Source organism: Qipengyuania sp. NPDC077410 (assembly GCF_044543405.1).
GTDB classification, from domain to species: domain Bacteria; phylum Pseudomonadota; class Alphaproteobacteria; order Sphingomonadales; family Sphingomonadaceae; genus Qipengyuania; species Qipengyuania pacifica.
In genome coordinates this window covers 211,036-231,560 of sequence record NZ_JBITWB010000002.1, presented here as the reverse complement: position 1 = coordinate 231,560, position 20,525 = coordinate 211,036, and the positions used below count along the sequence as shown (strand labels likewise).

Here is a 20,525-nt window from a genome sequence, read left to right as displayed (position 1 = left end):
CTGCATCCTTTCAGAGGTTAAGAAATCCTTACCTGTTAGACGCATCAATGCCAGACGCGATCCAGCGTTAAAACCCTCTTAACCATGAAAAGCACAGGCCATCCGTCGAATTACTCGAAACGGAGGGAAAAATGGTAGGCTCGAATGGGCGGCATGCCGCCCGCTAGTCAGGCCAGTTCGGCCATTTCGACTACATATCCCTTGTCGCGCAGCGAGTTCACGAGCCGGTCGATCTGTTCACCGTCGCGCGCTTCGCATTCGATTTCCGCCGTGAGGCCTTTGGCCGGCAGTGTGGTGAAAATGCGCTGGTGATAGATTTCGATGATGTTGACGTTGTGTTCGTTGAACTCGCGCATGACCTTGAACAATGCGCCAGGTCGATCCTGCAACACGATCTGCAAGCGAGCGAGACGCCCGGATCGCGCAAGGTCGCGTAGGAGCACATTGGCGAGCAGGCGCGTGTCGATATTGCCGCCGCACAGGACGAGGCCGACGGTCTTTCCCCTGAACTTGTCCGGGTTCGACAGGATCGCTGCAAGGCCCGCAGCCCCCGCGCCTTCGACAACGGTCTTTTCGATCTGCAGCAGGAGCGCGACCGCATGTTCGAGAGCCGCTTCTGGCACCAGAAGCACATCATCGACCAGTTCGGCGATAATCTGGCGGGTGAACTGCCCGGGCGCCTTCACGGCAATGCCTTCCGCCAGCGTATCGCCGCCACAGGGACGCTCGTCACCCGTGACTGCCGAATACATCGATGGGTAGAGTTCGGCCTGAACACCGACCATTTCGATATCGGGCTTGAGCGCTCTGGCCACGGTGGCCATCCCGCTCATCAATCCGCCGCCGCCGATCGGTACGACAAGACAATCGAAGTCGTCCTTGTCCTCGATCATCTCCAGCGCGACCGTGCCCTGCCCGGCCGCAACCAGAGGATCGTCGAACGGGTGGACAAAGGTTAGGCCGCGTTCCTCTTCCAGTTCGCGCGCATGGGCATAGGCCTCGTCGAAGGTCTCGCCGAAGAGCGTGACATTCCCGCCCACGCTTTCGGTCTGCATGACCTTAACGCTGGGTGTGGTCTGCGGCATTACGATGGTGACCGGAACGCCCAGACGCCGGCCATGATAGCTCAACCCCTGGGAGTGATTGCCGGCGGATGCCGCGATCACGCCCCGCGCGCGCTGTTCCTCGTTGAGATGGAGCAGCGCATTGAGCGCGCCGCGTTCCTTGTATGCGGCTGTGAACTGGTGATTTTCGAACTTGAGCCAGATGTCGGCCCCGGAAATTTCCGACAGGGTCTGCGAGCGCAACATCGGCGTCCGGACCACGGCACCTTCGATACGCGCAGCGGCAGCGCGCACATCGTCGAGGGTAAGGAGCTCGGTCGCCTTGGCGGCAGCACGGACGGAAGATGCTTCGTTCATGTTAGCGGCCCTACGGCTAGGCGCCATGCGACGCAACGTCCGAAAGGGTTTGCCTGCAGCAAGCTATGCCTTATCGGATGCCGCTGGAAACGAGCACTGGATCGCCTGAAATGAAGTTCAAACTCCTTGCCACCACCTTTGCCTTTGCACTCGCCATGCCAGCCGCGGCCGACGTGCTGGTCGACAATGTGGAAGGGATTACCTTCGACGAAGATGGCAAGATCAAGCGGTTCAATGCGCTGGTCATCGATGATGACGGCAAGGTCGCGCAGATCCTGTCATCGAAAGACAAGAAGCCCCAGACCGATTACCGCGAGAACGGCAGGGGCGCGGTCATGATCCCCGGGCTGATCGATGCTCACGCGCACGTAATGGGCATCGGCATCGGTGCGCTGACGCTGGATCTGTCGGAGACCAATTCGCTGGAGGAAGCGCTGGACAAGATCCGTCGCTTTGCTGCCGAGAACGAGTCGCGGCCCTGGATTCTCGGACGTGGCTGGAACCAGGAGAAATGGGGCCTTGGCAGATTTCCAACGGCTGCCGAACTCGACAGTGCGGTCTCCGACCGGCCAGTTTATCTGCAGCGCGTGGACGGCCATGCCGGCTGGGCGAACAGCATAGCCATGCAGGCTGCTGGCATCACTGCAGAAACGAAGAGTCCGGAAGGTGGCCGCGTGGAACGGATGGCGGGATCACAGCAGCCCTCGGGCGTGTTCGTCGATGCCGCAGAAGAACTGATGACACGCGCCATTCCGGCGCCGCGCCCGAACGAGCGCGACCTTGCCTTTGCAGAAGCACAAAAGGTCCTGAACAGTTACGGGATCACTGCAGTCGCGGACATGGGAACGACTATCGAGGACTGGCAGGCATATCGCAGGGCAGGCGACAAAGGCGCCCTTACGGTGAGGATCATGTCCTATGCCGGCGGTCCCGAGCAGATGGAACTTATTGCCGGCGCCCGGCCTTCGCCATGGCTTTATGACGACAAGCTGCGCATGAACGGGATCAAGATCTATCTCGACGGCGCACTCGGCAGCCGGGGCGCATGGCTGAAGCAGCCTTATGCCGACGATCCGGGCAATACCGGACTTCCGCTCACTGGCCCCGCCAAACTGCGCAACGTACTGGTGCGCGCCGCCCAGGGGAATTTCCAGCCCGCGATCCACGCCATCGGGACCGCGGCGAATGAGGATGCACTGGACGCGATCATAGAGATTGCCGAAAGCTTCCCGGGTGATCGGCGCTGGCGCATCGAGCATGCGCAGATCGTCGATCCGGTCGACCTGCCCAAGTTCGGTCAGGACGGCATTATCGCGTCCATGCAACCTGTTCATCAGACGAGCGATCGCGTCATGGCAGAAGCCCGGCTCGGCCCCGACCGCCTCGCCGGCGCCTATGCATGGAACTCGATCCTGAAGGCGGGTGGACGGCTGGCTTTCGGGTCCGATGCTCCGGTCGAATCGCCTGACCCGTTTGCAGCGCTGGCCGCTGCGACGACGCGCATGGATGCGAATGGCGAGCCATTTGGCGGCTGGCACCCCGAAGAACGCGTGAACCGTGAACAGGCGCTGGCGGCCTTCACCAGCGAAGCCGCCTACGCAGGGTTTGCAGAGGGCCGCTTCGGCAAGCTGCTACCCGGCGAACGCGCCGATTTCGTTCTCATCGATCGCGATCCCCTGATCTCCAGTCCGGGAGAGTTGCGGGCCACCAAGGTGATCGAAACCTGGGTGGGTGGACGGAAGGTCTACGACGCGGACTGAGGCTCTTCGGGCTTTTCGACGACTGCTTTCCGGCGTTTCTCGGTCAGACGCATCAGCACCAGCGAGCCTTCGAACAAGAGCAGAAGCGGAATTGCGAGCAGCAATTGCGAGCCGGGATCGGGCGGCGTGATGATGGCCGCAACCGCAACCACGAGCACGACCACATACCGTCTTGCCGCCACAAGCTGGTCGCGGGTTACGATCCCTGCCCGATGTAATAGCAAAAGCAAGACAGGCAGGAGGAAGCTCATTCCGAAAGCGAGAATGAACTGCATCACCAGACCGAGATATTCGTTTGCGGTCGGAAGCGCTTGGATTTTGAGACCGCCCGCCGTCCCCTGAAAGCCCAGAAACCAGCGAAACGCGGTGGGCATGACGACGAAATAGGCGAGCGACGCCCCCATCAGGAAAAGGATGGGCGTGGCCAGAATAAATGGCAGGAAAGCTTTCTTCTCGCGCGCATATAGCCCTGGGGCCACGAACGCCCAAAGCTGATTGGCGATAACCGGGAAGCTCAGACAGAACCCGGCGAACAGCGCCACCTTCAGCTCGACAAAGAACACTTCGTAGAGCTTCGTGAAGATGAGCTGGCCTTCCCCTTCGGGAAAGGCATTCTTGAGCGGCTGGATCAGAAACCCGAGAATGGGATCGGCGAAGTACAGGCACACCCCGAAGGCCACCACCAACGCGAGGACGCATTTTACGAGCCGCGAGCGTAGTTCGATCAGATGATCGAGAAGCGGTGCCTGGCTTTCGTCGATGTCCCTTATCACCGCCATGTCAGCTGTCCTTCCCCGAAGCGGGAGGATTGAGAGGCAGTGGCGGCTCGTCCGAATGCTCCGGCGCCTTCACCGGTGCAGCGCGCCTGATCGCAGCTTCCGCCGCGGCATCGGCATCGGGGACTTCACCTGCCGCCGACAGAGGCTCCATCTCATTCGGCAACAGATTTTCGGGCCCACCGCCTTCCGGTTGCGCGCCGTCGGGATACTTTGCCATGATTTCCTTGTTCCGTGCCGCCCATTTCTCTTCCATTTCCTCGATCTCGGCCTGACGAACGACTTCGTCGATCCCGGCACGGAAATGGTTGGACATGCGGCGCAGCTTGCCGATCCAGCGACCAGCCGTACGAAGCGCCTTGGGCATGTCTTTTGGCCCAATCACCAGGATCGCCACAATGACGATCACCAGCAATTCGCTGGCACCGATATCGAACATGGCTGCCTCCGCCCGCTAGCGGATTATTTCGGGTCGGTGGTCTGCTTGACCTGATCTGCGGTCAGGCCTTCGTCAGCAGGTTTTGCGTCATGAGATATCTGCTTGGCGGGCTTTTCTTCTTCATTCATGCCCTGCTTGAAGCTTTTGATACCTTTTCCGAAATCGCCCATCATCTCGGAGATGCGGCCACGGCCGAACAGGACGAGGATGACGACGGCGATGATGGCAAGTTGCCAGACACTGAGACCCATGGGACCTTCTTTCTCGGTTATGCAGTTTCGATTATAGGCGTTGTGGGACGTTTGTACCAGTCAGTCCTCGCCGGTAGGGTCGCGATTCCCGTCTGTGTTATCGCTTTGTTGGTCGGCGTGGCTCTCGCCAACGAGCTCATCATAGGCATCCTCGACAGGATCGAGCAGACCCGTAGCCCGCAATTCGGCAATTCCCGGTAAATCCCGACGGCTCGACAGGCCGAAATGTTCGAGGAATTCCGCTGTGGTGGCGTATATAGTCGGCCGCCCGGGCACCTCACGCCGCCCGGCGATTTTTACCCAACCGGCTTCCATCAGCACATCCAGCGTACCGCCGCTGGTCTGTACGCCGCGAATTGATTCGATTTCGGCGCGGCTTACCGGCTCGTGGTAGGCAATTATCGCCAAGACCTCCGTGGCCGCGCGGCTGAGCCTGCGAACCCGTTCTTTCTCACGCCGCAAGAGATGCGCCAAATCGGGCGCGGTTTCGAAGTGCCAGCGCTTGCCCCGCTCGACCAGATGCACGCCTCTCTTCTCGTAATGATCGGCGACGCTCCGCAATGCGTCGCGGACATCGCCTACCGCAGCGCCGCCGAGGAAGCCCGCGAGCGCTTCTGCAGTCATCGGTTCCTCTGCCGCAAACAAGGCAGCTTCTACAGCGCGGTCCAGTTCGTTCATCAGGTGGAAACCCGGCGAAGGTGAAGCGGACCGAACGTATCTTCCTGCTGCAGTTCGGCTTTGCCCAACCTGGCCAGTTCGAGCGCGGCAACGAAACTGGATGCGAGCGCGGATCGTTTGAGGCGTGGCTCTGCATGGGGAGGAAGGAATTCGCGCAGCTCCATCCAGTCGAGCGTAACACCCAGCATGTTCGAAACCCGGTCGAGTGCCGATTCCAGCGTCATGACGGGACGTTCGCGGACCATGTGAATGGCCGGTGCAGTACGTGCCTTCACTTTCCCGTACGCTTCTATCAACGAGAATTGATCGCACTGCCAAAGGTTCTTGCGCGCTATTTCCAACCCCTCCGGACTGCCGCGCAGGAAGACATCGCGCCCGATCCGGTCCCCCCCCATCAGGCGCGCGGCCGCATCGCGCATTGCGCCAAGGCGCTGAAGCCGCAACTGAAGCTTCAGAGCCAGTTCCTCGGGGCTCGGATCCTCCTGCTCTTCCTTGGGCAGGAGCATCGCCGATTTAAGGTATGCCAGCCATGCCGCCATCACGAGGTAGTCGGCGGCAAGTTCCAGTTTCAGTGCTTCGGCTGTATCGATGTAATCGAGATACTGGTCGACCAGCGAAAGTATCGAAATCGAACGCAAGTCGACCTTTTGGCGCCGCGCAAGATCGAGCAGCAGATCGAGCGGCCCTTCCCACCCATCGAGTTCAAGATACAGGGAATTTTCATCGGCAGCATTTTCGCTGGCGATGCCTTCCCACCCATCATGGTCAGTGGCCTTATTTTCGCTGAAGAGCAGGCCGTTTGCGCTCATGCCGGCTGTTCTTGGGCGATAGCCAGCAAGGTATCCCGATTCGCCAGCAATTCCGCCGTTTCCGGCCCATCATCCGGTTCGTGCATTGCCGCGAGCACCCGGTCGAGCCGCTCGATCGTCTTCTGCCCCATGGCCTTGCCGCTTTCAGCTATCGCGACTTGGTCGTCCATCCTGGCCCAGCAGTTAAGTACGATATCGCACCCCGCATCGAGCGCGCGGATAGATCGCTCGACGATGGTCCCATCCAGCGCCTGCATGTCGATATCGTCGGATAGCAGCAGGCCATTGAAACCGATCCGGCCGCGGATGATCTCACGAATAACTTTTGCCGACAATGTTGCCGGGTGGTCCGCGTCCCAGGCTTCGAACACCATGTGCGCGCTCATGCCGAGCGGGTGCGACGACAAGGTGCGAAAAGGCTTGATATCGACCTCGAGCTCCTCATCGCTGGCGTCGACGCGCGGAAGTTCCTTGTGCGAATCGCTGGTCGCTCGGCCGTGACCCGGCATATGTTTCAGGCACCCGACGATACCTGCCCGGCCCAATCCATCCAGCACCGCCCGGCCGAGTGCGGCCACCTGCATCGGTTCGGTCCCGAGAGCACGGTCGCCAATCACATCGTCGGTCTCGGGCCGGCGCACGTCGAAGGGCGCATGGTAATCGACCGAAATTCCCATTTCTGCGAGTTCGCGGCCCATGGCTTCTGCATTGGCGCGCGCTGCCTCGATCGCGGAAGCCGGCGCGACATTCCATAGCGCAGCGAAGGCCTCTCCTGCAGGATAGCGTTGCCACACCGGCGGCTTCATCCGGGCGACCCGCCCGCCTTCCTGATCGATCGAGACAATCAAGCGTTCGCGACCATGAATTTCGCGAAGGTTGTCCGTCAGTTTGCGCAACTGATCCTTGCTGTCGCAATTACGCCCGAAAAGGATGTATCCGGCGGGATCGGCATCCTTGAAGAAGGCGCGTTCGTCGGCCGTCAATTCGAGGCCGGAAATGCCGAAGATGGCGGGTGTCATGGCTGGAAAGTGAGGCCTTTGCAGATTTCCCGCAAGATCGGTGCCGTTGGCGGGTGTGGAAATTGAGCCTTACTGCGCGCCTATTTGACGAAGCATGCCAGACCATCGGCCTTCAGTGCATTGCATAGCCTGTTGGCGGCGGCACGGTCGCCGGTCATAGCCTGCAACCGGAAAACTCGCCCGATATCGACCTGCGCTTCGACGACGCGATGCCGCACTCCGTTCAACGCCTCCGTCTGGCGGATAAGGTTAGACCATGCAGCTTCCGCATCCTCGCGCCGCGGGAAAGCACCGACCTGGACGGCACCTGCGGAAGACTGCGTCGTTTCGACCGGCGGCTCACTGACCGTGGATGCGATGGATGGGCTCGCTGCCACGCTGTCCATCGGTGCCGAAGCGGGCCGATCGGCCAGCTTGCCTTCACGCGTTTGCCCTTCGCCCACGGCGAAACTGGTATCACCGGTTCCGGCGAAAGTCTTGCCACCGGGATTTTCGGGTCTTGTTTTGTACGGTCCGTCAGGCGCTTCAATCAGGCTGCCATCCGCCTCTGGCTCGTTGGAAACCTGACTGGTTACGAACCATATTCCCCCGACCACCGCGGCCAGCAATGTAATCGCCAGTGTTCCGAGCATGATAAGCCGGGACGTATCGAACCCCGCGGCATCGCCTTCATCGTCTGCCGCCTCGAGCCAGGGCAGGCTCTCATCATCGGCGAGATCGAGTTCGTCCTCGCTCTCCCAATCGTCGTCCGTGTCGTACGGCGTGGACCCCATCATGCTCACATCTCCTCGACCGCCTCGACCCCCAGAATGGCGAGGCCGTTGCGGATCACCTGCCCGACCTGCGCCACCAGAAACAGGCGCGCGGCGGTCAATTCGGGATCGCTATCCTGAATGATCCGCTTCGAGGGATCGTCATTACCCGCATTCCAAAAGCTGTGAAAGGCCGCAGCCAGATCGCCCAGGAAGAATGCGATGCGATGCGGTTCGCGCGCCTTCGCGGCAGCTTCTACCACGCGCGGGAATTGCGCCGCTTCGCGCACCAGTGCCAACTCGCTGTCGTCCAACCGGTCCAGATGCGCATCGTCCGGCTCGACCCCGGCCTTGCGCAGCGTCGAGCGCATTCGTGCATGGGCGTATTGGAGATAAAAAACCGGATTGTCCTTGGACGCCTCAACGACCTTGGCGAAATCGAATTCCATCTGCGCATCGGGTTTGCGGGTAAGCATGGTAAAACGCACCACGTCCTTGCCCACTTCGTTGACGACATCGGCCAGCGTGACGAAGGTACCCGAACGCTTCGACATCTTGACCGGCTCGCCGTCGCGCAGGAGCTTGACCATCTGCACCAGCTTGACGTCGAAAGGTACATCGCGCCCGGCGCCTCTGGTGAGCGCTGCGACCGCAGCCCTGATACGCTTGACGGTGCCTGCATGGTCCGCACCCCAGATATCGATAAGCGCATCCGCCTTCTCCGCCTTCTGGAAGTGATAGGCGAGATCGGCGCCGAAATAGGTCCATGCCCCATTCGATTTCTTGATCGGGCGATCCTGATCATCGCCGAATTCTGTCGAACGGAACAGAGGTAGTTCAACAGGTTCCCAATCCTCCGGCGGAGCCTTGCCCTTGGGCGCCTCGAGCACGCCATCGTAGACGAAACCATGTTCGCGCAGCCATGCTTCCGCTGCTTCGGGCTTCTTCGCCGCCTGCAACTCCGCTTCCGATGAAAAGAGGTCGTGATGAATGCCCAGAAGCGACAGGTCTTCGCGAATCATTTCCATCATCGCGGCGACCGAACGCTGGCGGAACAGCGCAAGCCATTCGCTTTCATCACCATCCCTGTACGCCGGCCCGAATTCCTGTGCGAGTCGTTCCCCGACCGGCTTCAGATAGTCGCCGGGATAGAGCCCTTCAGGGATATCCCCGATCTCTTCACCCAACGCCTCCCGATACCGCAGGTGCGCGGACCGGGCGAGCACGTCCACCTGACCGCCGGCATCGTTGACGTAATATTCGCGGGTGACGCGATAGCCTGCCCATTCGAGCAGGCCACAAAGCGCGTCGCCCACCACCGCACCGCGGCAGTGACCCATATGCATGGGGCCGGTAGGGTTTGCAGAAACATATTCGACGTTGACCGTGAGGCCCTTGCCCATGTCCGACCTGCCGTAATCGGCGCCCAGCGAAGCAATCGCCTGGATTTCACGCCGCCATACGTCGCTTTCCAACCGCAGGTTGATGAAGCCGGGACCTGCGATCTCGGCCTCGGCAATCGCCGGATCACGCTGAAGATGTTCGACGATCTTTTCCGCCAGTGCGCGCGGATTGCTTTTCGCCTGCTTGGCAAGAACCATCGCCGCGTTTGTCGCGAGGTCGCCATGGGACGGGTCTCGCGGCGGTTCCACGGTAACATTGCCGCGTGCCGCGTCGGCAGGCAGCGAGCCCTCCATTTCGAGAGCATCCAATACCGCGTCGATCCGGGCCGCGAAGGCCGCGTGAAGTGTCTGCATTTCAGCCATGGCGCGCGCCTAGCCTATCGACGCGAAATGGCAAGATAGCAGCGACTATCGCGTAGCGTTGTAACGCAGCTGATCTTCGGTCAGTTGGAAGCCCACCAGCAGTTCGAAGGTAGCCCGCTGGAGTGCAGCACGCACCGTCGGATCGGCCAGTGGATCAAGCGCCGCGTCGGGATCGCCAGCTTCGCGTTTGCGGGTGATCTGGTCGCGAATTTCAGCAGGAAGCGTGGCTTCGGCGCGATTTACATAAGCGCCAGCCGTGCCGCGTGCCTGAGCGCGTTCCTGCCCATCGGCAAACTGAAGGGTCACGCTGCCGATGCGCTTGGTCACAACCGAAGAACCGCCACGCAGGACGGTGGAGAAATAAGGCAGCGTAACGGTCCGGCTGCCACTGGTGTCCGCACGACGTGCCACGACATCGAAGGTCGCTTCGGTGTAAACCCGATCATCTGCGCTTTCATTGCAGGTCGAACGCAGGTTCGTGATCGCTGCCGTCACGTCCAGATCGGCGCTGGTGGTCGAACCGGGAGTACGGAACGTCGTGATATCGCCCGTGTAATCGGGAATCCCAACGGCAGGACAGGTACTCCTCACCGCGGTAATGCCGACACCCTGATCGATCACCAGGTCCCCTTCCTTGGCGCATCCGGCCAACGCTAGGCCCAAGGCGAGCGCGGGAAGAAGGCGGGTACGGATGGTCATGCGGCTAGTTTCCCTTTTACGGTCATTCGAATTCGTCGCCCCTCGGGACTGCGCTTGCCCTAGCTTGGCCTGCACGAAAGCGCTAGAGGGCGGGACATGAACGCCCCCTTTCCATCCACGCCTGCCATACCCGGACGCGATCCGCGTCTGCCTTTGAAGCTCATTGTCGCAGCGCCTCGCGGATTCTGTGCCGGCGTCGATCGTGCGATCGAGATAGTCGAGAGGGCGCTGCTCAAGTTCGGCGCGCCCGTCTATGTGCGTCACGAAATCGTGCACAATCAGTACGTGGTCGACAGTCTCAAAGCCAAGGGGGCCATATTTGTCGAGGAGCTGGACGAGGTACCCGACGATGCGCCGGTGGTTTTCAGTGCTCACGGCGTCCCCAAGACGGTGCCTGCCGAAGCCGAACGCCGCAACATGCTGTATGTCGATGCGACCTGTCCCCTCGTCAGCAAGGTTCACCGGCAGGCGGAGCGGCAGGTCGAAAAGGGCCAACACATCCTGTTTATCGGGCATGCCGGACACCCCGAAGTCATTGGGACGATGGGCCAGGTACCGCCGGGTCAGATCACTCTGGTCGAGACGGTCGAGGACGTTGCCGATCTCGATTTCACACCAGAAGACAATTTGTCCTATCTGTCGCAGACCACCCTTTCGGTCGACGATACCCACGATATCATCGCCGCGCTGCAAGAACGCTTCCCGCAGATCGTCGCCCCGAAGGCAGAAGACATCTGCTACGCGACAAGCAACAGGCAGGCGGCCGTTAAACAGATTGCAGCAAGCTGCGACCTGGTACTGGTTATCGGCGCACCGAATTCCTCCAATTCCCTTCGTTTGGTCGAAGTATCGGAAAGGATGGGGACTGACGCCCGTTTGATCCAGCGCGCCGATGAAATCGACCCTAGCTGGCTGGAGGGCGTCGGCACGGTCGGGCTGACGGCCGGTGCATCCGCACCTGAAAAACTGGTTCGCGAAGTCGTCGACCGGCTGTCCGACTGGCGCGCCGTGGAAGAGGATATTGTCACGGCAGCGGAAGAGAACATGATCTTCAAGCTGCCGCGTCAGCTAACTGAATAGGTGGCGGTCTACACCCATCTGGGCGCTGAAGACCTGGCGCGCCTGATCGCGAAATACGATGCCGGTCGACTGGTTTCGGCCAAAGGTATTGCCGAAGGCGTTTCGAATTCGAACTGGCTGATCGAAACGACCCAAGCACGTTATATTCTGACGATGTATGAACGCCGGATCGAACTAGCCGATCTGCCGTTTTTTCTCGCCCTGCTGGACCACCTGTCCGAAGCGGGCTGCCCCGTGCCGCGCACCATACATGATCGTAGCGGAGCGCCTTTCCGCATGGTGGGTGAAAAAGCCGCAGCGCTGATTGAATTTCTTCCCGGCGTGTCGCCGACCACTCCCGATCCCGACCAGGCGCGCGCGGTCGGTTCTGCACTCGCGCAGATACATCTCGCCGCCGGGAGTTTCGCGATGAGCCGGCCGAACGATCTCGGCCCCCAACAGACCTCAGCCATCCTGCATGAGTGCGGCGCCGATGCGCTCGCTTCGATAGACCCCAGTCTTCCCGACATCCTCGATGTCGCCACTGGCATCGCGCGAAACTGGCCCAACGATCTGCCGCTTTCCATTATTCATTCGGACCTGTTTCCCGACAATGTGCTGATGCTGGGTGACCGAGTCACGGGCATGATAGATTTCTATTTCGCTTGCACCGGCGCGATGGCCTACGATCTTGCAGTTACGCATGCGGCTTGGTGTTTTGATCGGTCGGGCATGCACCTGAACCAGGCGCTCGGCGCTGCGCTGGTAGAAGGGTACGATTCGGTCCGGCCCTTGAATAAGAGCGAGCGCGATCACCTGCCGTTGCTCGCACAGGGAGCTTGCCTGCGCTTTATTGCCAGCCGCGCCCAGGATTGGCTGGACACGCCTGCCGACGCCCTCGTCCGCCGCAAGGACCCGATGGATTTCGTGCATCGACTGGAATTCTATCGCGACAAGGGGCAGAGCGCGTTCTCATGAAGAAAGTCGAACTTTTTACCGACGGAGCCTGCAAGGGAAACCCCGGGCCCGGCGGTTGGGGCGCGCTCCTGCGCATGGGGGCGCATGAGAAGGAACTGTCGGGAAGCGAAGCCGATACTACCAACAACCGCATGGAGATGACGGCTGCGATCAAGGGCCTGAGTGCTCTCATCGAACCGTGCGAGGTCGATCTCTATACCGACAGCAAGTATCTCATCGATGGTATTACGAAGTGGGTGCACGGCTGGAAGAAACGCGGCTGGGTCAACGCCAGCAAGAAGCCGGTACGCAATGCCGAACTATGGCATGAACTGATCGACTTGACCGCGCGGCACAAAGTGGATTGGCACTGGGTCAAGGGCCATTCCGGTCACGTGGAAAACGACCGGGTCGATCGCTTGGCAAGTGACGAGGCCGATCGGATAGCCGGGCGGAACTAACCTCGTAAGAAGTTCAGCCGAAGCGATCCGGCGAGTAAAGGTTCGCATCGAGATTCGCTGTCATCTCGTCCCTGCCTTCGCCCAGCAACAATTGCCGCGCTAACCGTGCCGCAGCGGGGGACGTTTGTATCCCGAAGCCACCTTGCCCAGCAAACCACGCGAATCCGTCGATCTTCGGGTCGAATCCGTAAACCGGCCTGCGGTCGGCAGCAAAACTGCGCAAGCCAGCCCACTTGTGCTCGACCGCCTCGATCTGCCAGTCGACCACTTGTTCAAGCCGCGCAATCGCTTGAGCAACTGCCAATTCCTCCGGTGCCGCATCGCAAGGCACGCTCGGTTCTTCGTCTTGGGGACTCACCCAGAGCCGCCCTCCCGCTTCGGGCTTGAAATAAAACTTGCCCTCAATGTCGAGCACGAGAGGCAAATCTTCCGGCACGTTTCTGCCGAGGCGGAGCTGGGCCACCGTACGACGATAGGGCGTAATTCCCGCTTGCCGCGCTCCCGCCATCGCAGCCAGTCCGTCTGCCCACGCCCCCGCCGCGTTTACGACGCAATCGGTGTGATAGTCTTGCCCGCGGACATCGGTGATACGCCAACACCCCGATATCCGCTGGAGACCGGTGACCCGCGCCCGGCATTGCAGGTTCACGCCGGTATCGAGCGCTTGTCGAAGGTAATGGGCGTGGAGCGCTGCTACATCGATATCAGCGCAGGCCGGTTCCCAAACCGCAGCCGACCATGCCGGACGTATCCCCGGAACGCGGCGCTGCACCTCGGCGGCCCCCAGCCGCTCCAGCACCGCCCCCGTTGCCTGGAACCGCTCGAGAAAATCACTGACAAGTGCCGCATCCTCATCGCGCGCAACGTACAAGGCCCCCCGTTGCCGCAGAAAGCCGCCGCTGCGCAGATATTCCCCGGATGCCAGCGTAAGCGGAACGATGTCCGGGCCGCCATAGCACTCCTCCCAGAATGCAGCAGAACGCCCCGTGGCATGATATCCCGGCCGGTCCTCCGCTTCCAGCAGCAGGACCCGTGCACCGCCTAGCGAGAGTTCGGCGGCCAGGCTGGCGCCTGCGATCCCGGCGCCGATCAATGCGAAATCGTATGTACTCACGAAACCTCTGGCGGAGCCACCCGGTCGAGAAATTCGGCGATGCCTGCCATTGCACGCCCTCGTACGGGCTGAACTTCCCGAAGGATTTCATGGCGCGCTTCATTGCCGAACGCCAGCAACTCTCCATTGGGAAATCGCTGTGCGGCGCGCACCGCGGACGGATGACGAACGAGCTTGTCTGCAGATGTGCTGATGATGAGGACAGGCACCTCCACGTTCTCCATCGCGCCGCGCTTTTCCAACTGGCGCGTCGAGGCATAGGCCCGCTCGACCCAGCCCCAGCTTCCCGGCCCCATGACCAGTTCGGGTCGCCTCTCCCGCCACCATAATTCGTCCGCATACCGACCGGCATCGTGTGTCAGCAGGTCGGAGCGATTCGCCGGCATTTCGCCGGGTTTCTCGCTCCACTTCCATGCGGGCCGCGTGGGCTTGCCGATCTTGGTCATGAACCAAGCGACGAAGTGCGATACCCCCAGCGGCAGCGGAGGACCCGACATGCCGAGCATCGGCGCGCTGAGTATCGCTGCGTCGGGATCGATCTGCCCATCCACCAGCGCACGCGTGACGAGGTGCCCCCCCATCGAGTGACCGACGACTATATGCGGCCCGCGCGTCTCTGTTTTCCAAGTCTTCCAGAGAAAGGCCAGGTCATCGACCCAGTCGGAAAAGTCCCCGACATGTCCTGTGATTGCATCGTCGCCCAAACGCCCCGATCCAGCCTGCCCGCGCCAGTCCGCCGCGGTCACGTGCCAGCCAGCGCGACTCCACTCGACGAGGGTTTCGAGATACTTTTCGTAGAAGTCGCCGCGGCCGGGCATGAAAAGGATCGCCCCGCGCTTGCCCTCATCCCAAGCCGGTAAATCGATCCGGCGGATTTCATGGCCATCCGCTAACGCAAACCCGCTCTCTACAGCCCCGGCCGGCATCGCGCGCCGATCGATGGATTGCCTTTCTGCCTGCATAACGGTGACCGGACATCCTCGTATGGTTACTGTTTGGTAAGCACGTTCCTGTAGCACCGGGCCCGAAGAAAGCCTCGGGGGCGACATGCAAAGCGAAATTTCCACCTACGTATTGCTCGCCGGATTGGCAATCGCACTGCTCTGGGTAATCGTAACGGATCTGAAGAGTCGTACGATCAGCAACCGGCTGACGATGGCGGTCGCCTTGGGCGCGCCGGTATTCTGGCTATCGACTGGTTTGCCGCTCTGGCCGGGCGTCGCCCTTCAGATCGGTTTGGCCGCCATTGTGTTCGCCGTGTGCTGCATATTGTTCGCTATCCGTCAGATGGGCGGCGGCGATGTGAAGCTGCTCTCGGCGCTAGCATTGTGGGTACCGCCCTCGCAGTTCACTCTGCTGCTGGTTGCCATGGCGATGCTCGGCTGGGTGCTGACCATGGCGATTGGCGCCTGGCGCGTAGCCCATTCCACTACCGTCCGGACCCGCCCTTTGCGCGATGCCATACTGTTGGGTCTGGGCACGGCCATTGCTGCGTTGTTCGCAAGCGCCGTTCTGGGTGGACCACGACTTTCAGTTCCGGCCGATCTGCTCGGCTCCGTAACGAATAGCCCTATCGCGGTTATCGGCCTGATGCTGGCACCCTTCATCATCCTGCTTGTCGTAACGCTTGGTTCGATCCGCATCATCCGGCGGCACGATCGCGACTTATGGGTCCCTTACGGTCCCGCGATTTCGCTCGCCGCTCTGTGGGTAATGGCAAGCGGCCAGATGTTCCGGCCGGTCGGCGCGATAGCCGCGGGCTGACAACGCGATTTTAACCAATTCGCCCGTAAAGCTTGAAACCATACTTGCCCGCACTGGGATTTCGCGGGCTGAACTAGGGGGCTACAAAGCCATGGATAGGAAGAAGCTGGTTCTGCTGGTTGCTGCACTGATCATCGCGGTCGGTACGGCACTTGTCGCACGGAGCATGTTTGCGGGTGCAGGCGCACCGCAGGCCGAGGCTGCCGCGCAGGTCGAACCGCAGGGACCCAAGGTCCTTGTTGCACAACGTGCGCTCCCGGTCGGGACGATCATCACCGCCGATGCCATCGGCTTTCAAGCGTGGCCTGCCGAACTGGTCCAGGATGCGTATTTCCTCGACGGCGAGGCGGATATCACGAAGCTTCTCGGCACTGTCGTCCGCCATCCGATCACGGCTGGCGAACCTGTGACGCAGGGCTCTCTGGTTGCCCCCGGAGATCGGGGTTTTCTCGCTGCCGCTCTGACGCCGGGCATGCGCGCCATAACGGTTCCGGTTACCGCCCAGTCGGGTGTAGCCGGGTTCGTCTTCCCAGGCGACCGGGTGGACATGGTTCTGACCCAGCAGGTCGAAGGTAGCGAAGAGTCCAGCCTGAAGGCATCGGAAACCATTCTTCGTAACCTTCGCGTTCTGGCAACGGACCAGTCGACCGTTTCGGAAAAGGCGGAAGACGGATCGACCGTGGTCAAGGCATTCAGCACTGTCACGCTCGAAGTAACCCCGGTCATTGCCGAGAAGGTCGCCGTGGCGCAGACGATCGGCACGCTCAGCTTGTCGCTGCGCTCACTCGCCGACAATCAGAGCGAACTCGAACGGGCCATCGCTTCGGGTGACGTTTCTATTCCGGATAACGCCACGCCCGAGCAGGAAGAACGGCTCCTGCGCGAAGCCATGGCGCGTCCGGATGACGGCAAGAGCACCTACGTGACCGGCGGCGACGTATCGCGCTTCCAGCGCCGTACGGCCCCTGCGCAGGGCACCAGCGCACCGCAAGCCGCTTACGGCGACGGACCACCGGTTCGCAGTGGTCCCAGCGTGCGGGTCACCCGCGGCAAGCAGACCGAGGATGTATCGATTGGTGCAGTCGGATCGAGCACGGCGCGCGGTGCAGCAAGTGCCGCACAGACATTGCCTGCCGCCCAAGCTGTAGGTGTGAGATGAGCAGGAAAAAGCAACAGGAACGCCATTCAGGGGGCAATTCCATGACACGTCGCCTTACAACGAAACTCCTGCTCTCCAGCCTGGCGTTGACGCCGCTGGCGGCAGCCCCGGTTACCACCGCCACTGCCCAGTCTGTGGTTCGTCCCAACTCCGAGATCGTTCTCTCCATCGGTCGCGGTGAACTGGTCAATGTACCGGGCAATATGGCCGATGTCTTTGTCGCCGACGACAATGTCGCCGACGTCCAGGTCAAATCGCAACGCCAGCTCTATGTCTTCGGCAAGGCCGGTGGCGAAACGACGATCTACGCTAGCAATAATGCCGGCGATATCGTGTGGTCCGCCAATGTCCGCGTCGGGTCGAATATCGGCAGTATCGACCAGCTACTCGCCCTCGCCATGCCGGAAGCCAACATTTCGGTCGCTACCATGGGGTCGAATGTCATTCTTCTAACCGGGACGGTCGCCGCCCCGGAAGATGCCGAAGAAGCGCAGCGTCTTGTCGAAGCCTTCGTCGGCACGGAATCGAATGTCATCAGCCGCCTGCGGATGGCGACGCCGCTGCAGGTCAATCTGCAAGTGCGTATTGCCGAAGTCAGTCGCAGCTTCGTACGTGCGATTGGGGTCAACTTGACCAGCATCGACAGCACGGGAGGCTTTCAGTTCGGCGTCGGTCAGGGGCGCAGTGGTTTCATCAATGGTGGACGGCTTCCCGCTCTCGGTGTGGGGAACACACCGATTGGACTGCTCCCTGATCCGGCAGATCCGACCAAGCTTGTACAAGCAGAAGGCACTCGGATTGGGGGAGTTTCCCCGGGCACCACGCTCGGTGCGATGGGAAGATTTCTTGGGCTCGACATTGGAGCCGCGCTGGACCTCGCTGAAAACGAAGGGCTCGTGACCACGCTCTCGCAGCCAAACCTGACCGCTCTTTCCGGCGAAACGGCAGAATTCCTCGCGGGTGGCGAGTTTCCGATCCCCCTTAGTCAGGGTCTCGGCACTACCACCATCGAGTACAAGAACTACGGCGTAAGCCTCGCCTATACGCCCACCGTGCTCGCCAATGGGCGCATCTCGATGCGGGTACGTCCAGAAGTATCGGAGCTTTCCAGCCAAGGCGCTGTTGTCTTCGAAGGCTTCCAGATCCCGGCACTCGTAACGCGGCGTGCAGAAACGACGGTGGAACTTGGCTCGGGCCAGAGCTTCATGATTGCGGGCCTGTTGTCCAACAATGCCACGAACACGATCGACAAGGCCCCGGGCCTCGGTAACATCCCGATCCTTGGCAACCTGTTCCGTTCGACCACCTATCGCAAAGGCGAAACCGAACTGGTGATCGTGGTGACACCGTATCTCGTGAAGCCCGTCGATGCGAACGACATCCATTTGCCGACCGATGGCTTCCGCAAACCGGACGAATTTCAGCGTTTGCTCGGCTTCCAGCAGAGCGATGGCGTTTCGGGCGGTGAACGGCCGAAGCCGCGGGCGGTCGAAACCGCGCCGGGCGAGCCCGGCATTTCTGGCGGCCAGCCTTTGAACAATGGCGAACCGCAGGCGGCCCTCCAGCCCGATGCGCGCCGCAATGAACGCACGGCGTCGGCCAAGCCCGGCTTCAGCTTCGACTAAGGGAGACGAGTACAATGGCAAAGGCAATCAATCGCAAGCTCGCCGGATCTCTGGCCGTCTCGCTCAGCCTCGTGCTCGGCGCATGCGGGGGCATGGGGACTGAAAATCGCACACTGTACAGCGTGCACCAACCGGTAGTCGAACGCACCAATTTCACTCTCGATGCCAGCACCGGTGGCGATGGCCTGGCGGTTAGCGAGCAGCAGCGCATCGCCGACTGGTTCGATGCGATGAATTTGGGTTACGGCGACCGCGTCTCGATCGACGATCCGAGCGTCAACCCGGCTGTGAAGCGTGACTTGGCGGCGCTTGCGGGTCGGCACGGCGTGCTGATCAGCGAAGAAGCACCCGTGACGGCAGGGTATGTGAACCCTGGTCAGGCCAGAATTGTCGTGACCCGCTCGACCGCCAGTGTTCCGGGATGCCCTGACTGGTCGGCCAATGGCGAACACAACCCGACGAATGCGACATCACCGGGTTATGGCTGCGCTGTGAACGGTAATCTGGCGGCAATGGTCGCCAATCCGGAAGACCTCATCACCGGCCAGAAAGGCACCGGCGAAACGGTCGTCAGCACCTCTACCAAAGCCATCAAGGCGTATCGCGACCTTGCGCCGACCGGAGCGACCGGCGGACTGGCCGAAGTCAACACCCAAGAAGGAGGCTAACCAGCCATGAGCGCTTCACTGAAACCCGGTCTGGCCGGAAACCGCGATCCTTTTGCGGCCTATATCTGTGATGAAAACGCCCTCGACGTCCTTCGTCCGGTGGTGATCGAACTCGGCTGGCAACCTGAAAAATGCAACAAGGGTGGACTGCGCAACGCAATCCAGTCCTTGTCGGTATCGGCCAGCCCGAACATCCTGATGGTCGATCTTTCCGAAAGTGGCGACCCGCTGAACGACATCAATGCGCTTGCAGAAGTCTGCGAGCCGGGAACCGTCGTTATCGCGATCGGACAGGTCAACGATGTCCGTCTGTACCGGGATCTGCTCGCCAGCGGCATTCATGACTACCTGCTCAAGCCGCTATCCGCCGGCATGCTGCGGGATTCCCTCAACCAGGCGCAGGCCGTCTTCATGGCTCCGCGCGGGGGCGAAGAAGAAGGTGTGAAGCATCACGTTTCCACTGCCGTCATCGGCACACGCGGCGGCGTCGGCGCATCGACAATCGTAACGTCGCTTGCCTGGATCTTCTCGTCAGAGAAGCGCATGCCGACAGCGTTGCTCGATCTGGATGTCCACTTCGGCACCGGTGCGCTTACGCTGGATCTCGAACCGGGACGCGGACTGACCGATGCAATCGACAATCCCAGTCGTATCGATGGCCTGTTCATTGAACGCGCCATGATCCGGGCGAATGACAACCTGGCCATTCTCTCCGCGGAAGCTCCGATCAACCAGCCGCTCATGACGGATGGCTCGGCCTTCATGCAACTGCAGGAAGAATTCAAGCACACGTTCGAAATGACGGTGCTCGACATGCCGCGCAACATGATGATCAATTTCCCGCACCTGCTCAACGACGTGAACGTCGTCGTTCTGGCAACGGAAATGTCACTCGCGTCGGCACGCGATACGATCCGCATCCTTTCGTGGCTCAAGAACAACGCACCGCATTCGCAGGTCGTGATCGTCGCCAACAAAGTTCAGCCGGGTGTCGCCGAAATCAGCAAGGCCGACTTCGAAGCGTCGATCGAACGCAAGATCGACGTGATGGTGCCCTTCGACCAGAAAGCCGCTGCCAATGCCGCGAAACTGGGCAAGACGTTCGTCGATGCGAACAATGGATCGAAAGCGACGGCCGCGATCAAGCAGCTTTCCGCTCAGGTCATTGGTGCCGGTGACGAGAATATCGCAGGGGCCGGCAACGGCGGCGGCGCCAAGAAATCACTTCTCGGCAATCTCGATCTCAAGAGCCTTCTGGCGAAGAAGAAAGACACGCGGGTCAAGGAACCCGCGCAGTAACGACGCGAAGCTTTGGGCTCGCGCGCATTAGGTTTGGACGGAGTTTGGC

General features: G+C 61.0%; 21 protein-coding genes. 9 read left to right on the top strand and 12 right to left on the bottom strand.

Translation table 11 applies throughout. From position 1 onward, the window contains the following. Nucleotides 1–167 precede the first annotated feature (167 nt). Complete coding sequence (locus ACIGGE_RS09070) at nucleotides 168–1,421, bottom strand: threonine ammonia-lyase (RefSeq protein ID WP_397490111.1); 1,254 nt, start codon at nucleotides 1,419–1,421, stop codon at nucleotides 168–170. Nucleotides 1,422–1,531: 110 nt separating this feature from the next. Between ACIGGE_RS09070 and ACIGGE_RS09065 the strand changes: the two genes are divergently transcribed. Next, a complete protein-coding gene (locus tag ACIGGE_RS09065) occupies nucleotides 1,532–3,181 on the top strand; it encodes an amidohydrolase (protein ID WP_397490110.1) in 1,650 nt (549 codons plus the stop codon). Here the strand turns inward: ACIGGE_RS09065 and tatC are convergent. From tatC to ACIGGE_RS09020, 9 genes are all read right to left on the bottom strand, one after another. Further along, nucleotides 3,166–3,960, bottom strand: a complete 795-nt coding sequence (gene tatC, locus ACIGGE_RS09060) for a twin-arginine translocase subunit TatC (RefSeq protein ID WP_397490108.1) — start codon at nucleotides 3,958–3,960, stop codon at nucleotides 3,166–3,168. The two genes, ACIGGE_RS09065 and tatC, sit on opposite strands and share 16 nt — an antisense overlap. Before the next feature lies 1 nt (nucleotide 3,961). Next, on the bottom strand, nucleotides 3,962–4,396 hold the full coding sequence (tatB, locus tag ACIGGE_RS09055) for a Sec-independent protein translocase protein TatB (protein ID WP_397490107.1): 435 nt from the start codon (nucleotides 4,394–4,396) through the stop codon (nucleotides 3,962–3,964). A gap of 23 nt (nucleotides 4,397–4,419) precedes the next feature. Next, complete coding sequence (gene tatA / locus ACIGGE_RS09050) at nucleotides 4,420–4,647, bottom strand: twin-arginine translocase TatA/TatE family subunit (protein WP_103022561.1); 228 nt, start codon at nucleotides 4,645–4,647, stop codon at nucleotides 4,420–4,422. A gap of 60 nt (nucleotides 4,648–4,707) precedes the next feature. Then, entirely contained in the window at nucleotides 4,708–5,325 is a 618-nt protein-coding gene (scpB, locus tag ACIGGE_RS09045) for an SMC-Scp complex subunit ScpB (protein WP_397490106.1), read from the bottom strand. Further along, nucleotides 5,325–6,134, bottom strand: coding sequence for a segregation and condensation protein A (locus ACIGGE_RS09040; protein WP_397490105.1), 810 nt, complete (start codon nucleotides 6,132–6,134; stop codon nucleotides 5,325–5,327). The genes scpB and ACIGGE_RS09040 overlap by 1 nt, the downstream gene beginning before the upstream one ends. Continuing rightward, nucleotides 6,131–7,153 (bottom strand): beta-N-acetylhexosaminidase, encoded by a 1,023-nt coding sequence (gene nagZ, locus ACIGGE_RS09035; RefSeq protein WP_397490104.1) that lies wholly within the window; start codon nucleotides 7,151–7,153, stop codon nucleotides 6,131–6,133. Before nagZ ends, ACIGGE_RS09040 begins: the two co-directional genes overlap by 4 nt. An 80-nt stretch (nucleotides 7,154–7,233) precedes the next feature. Beyond that, a complete protein-coding gene (locus ACIGGE_RS09030; protein WP_397490103.1) occupies nucleotides 7,234–7,929 on the bottom strand; it encodes an SPOR domain-containing protein in 696 nt (231 codons plus the stop codon). Between the two features lie 2 nt (nucleotides 7,930–7,931). Then, complete coding sequence (gene argS, locus ACIGGE_RS09025) at nucleotides 7,932–9,671, bottom strand: arginine--tRNA ligase (protein WP_397490102.1); 1,740 nt, start codon at nucleotides 9,669–9,671, stop codon at nucleotides 7,932–7,934. A gap of 45 nt (nucleotides 9,672–9,716) precedes the next feature. Further along, nucleotides 9,717–10,370 carry a hypothetical protein gene (locus tag ACIGGE_RS09020; protein ID WP_196846714.1) on the bottom strand — a complete coding sequence of 218 codons (654 nt, stop codon included), beginning with the start codon at nucleotides 10,368–10,370 and terminating at the stop codon, nucleotides 9,717–9,719. A 96-nt stretch (nucleotides 10,371–10,466) separates the two neighbouring features. On the opposite strand from ACIGGE_RS09020, the gene ispH reads away from it, so the two are divergent. From ispH to rnhA, 3 genes are read left to right on the top strand one after another with little or no spacing between them, the layout of a single operon-like run. After that, nucleotides 10,467–11,450 (top strand): 4-hydroxy-3-methylbut-2-enyl diphosphate reductase, encoded by a 984-nt coding sequence (gene ispH / locus ACIGGE_RS09015; protein WP_222827563.1) that lies wholly within the window; start codon nucleotides 10,467–10,469, stop codon nucleotides 11,448–11,450. Beyond that, complete coding sequence (gene thrB / locus ACIGGE_RS09010; protein WP_397490101.1) at nucleotides 11,451–12,407, top strand: homoserine kinase; 957 nt, start codon at nucleotides 11,451–11,453, stop codon at nucleotides 12,405–12,407. After that, entirely contained in the window at nucleotides 12,404–12,847 is a 444-nt protein-coding gene (rnhA, locus tag ACIGGE_RS09005; RefSeq protein ID WP_103022552.1) for a ribonuclease HI, read from the top strand. The genes thrB and rnhA overlap by 4 nt, the downstream gene beginning before the upstream one ends. Before the next feature lie 13 nt (nucleotides 12,848–12,860). On the opposite strand, the gene ACIGGE_RS09000 is transcribed toward rnhA, so the two are convergent. Continuing rightward, nucleotides 12,861–13,961 (bottom strand): NAD(P)/FAD-dependent oxidoreductase, encoded by a 1,101-nt coding sequence (locus tag ACIGGE_RS09000; protein WP_397490100.1) that lies wholly within the window; start codon nucleotides 13,959–13,961, stop codon nucleotides 12,861–12,863. Beyond that, a complete protein-coding gene (locus ACIGGE_RS08995) occupies nucleotides 13,958–14,923 on the bottom strand; it encodes an alpha/beta fold hydrolase (protein ID WP_397490099.1) in 966 nt (321 codons plus the stop codon). The genes ACIGGE_RS09000 and ACIGGE_RS08995 overlap by 4 nt, the downstream gene beginning before the upstream one ends. A gap of 85 nt (nucleotides 14,924–15,008) precedes the next feature. Between ACIGGE_RS08995 and ACIGGE_RS08990 the strand changes: the two genes are divergently transcribed. The 5 genes from ACIGGE_RS08990 to ACIGGE_RS08970 all read left to right on the top strand — a co-directional run bounded on the left by ACIGGE_RS08990 (nucleotide 15,009) and on the right by ACIGGE_RS08970 (nucleotide 20,476). Further along, a complete protein-coding gene (locus tag ACIGGE_RS08990; protein ID WP_397490098.1) occupies nucleotides 15,009–15,725 on the top strand; it encodes a prepilin peptidase in 717 nt (238 codons plus the stop codon). A gap of 91 nt (nucleotides 15,726–15,816) precedes the next feature. After that, complete coding sequence (gene cpaB / locus ACIGGE_RS08985; RefSeq protein WP_397490097.1) at nucleotides 15,817–16,884, top strand: Flp pilus assembly protein CpaB; 1,068 nt, start codon at nucleotides 15,817–15,819, stop codon at nucleotides 16,882–16,884. Between the two features lie 41 nt (nucleotides 16,885–16,925). Continuing rightward, nucleotides 16,926–18,509, top strand: a complete 1,584-nt coding sequence (locus ACIGGE_RS08980) for a type II and III secretion system protein family protein (protein WP_397490096.1) — start codon at nucleotides 16,926–16,928, stop codon at nucleotides 18,507–18,509. A 14-nt stretch (nucleotides 18,510–18,523) separates the two neighbouring features. Then, a complete protein-coding gene (locus ACIGGE_RS08975) occupies nucleotides 18,524–19,177 on the top strand; it encodes a CpaD family pilus assembly protein (RefSeq protein ID WP_397490095.1) in 654 nt (217 codons plus the stop codon). Nucleotides 19,178–19,183: 6 nt separating this feature from the next. Then, on the top strand, nucleotides 19,184–20,476 hold the full coding sequence (locus tag ACIGGE_RS08970) for a pilus assembly protein CpaE (protein ID WP_103022545.1): 1,293 nt from the start codon (nucleotides 19,184–19,186) through the stop codon (nucleotides 20,474–20,476). The last annotated feature ends 49 nt before the right edge of the window (nucleotides 20,477–20,525 follow it).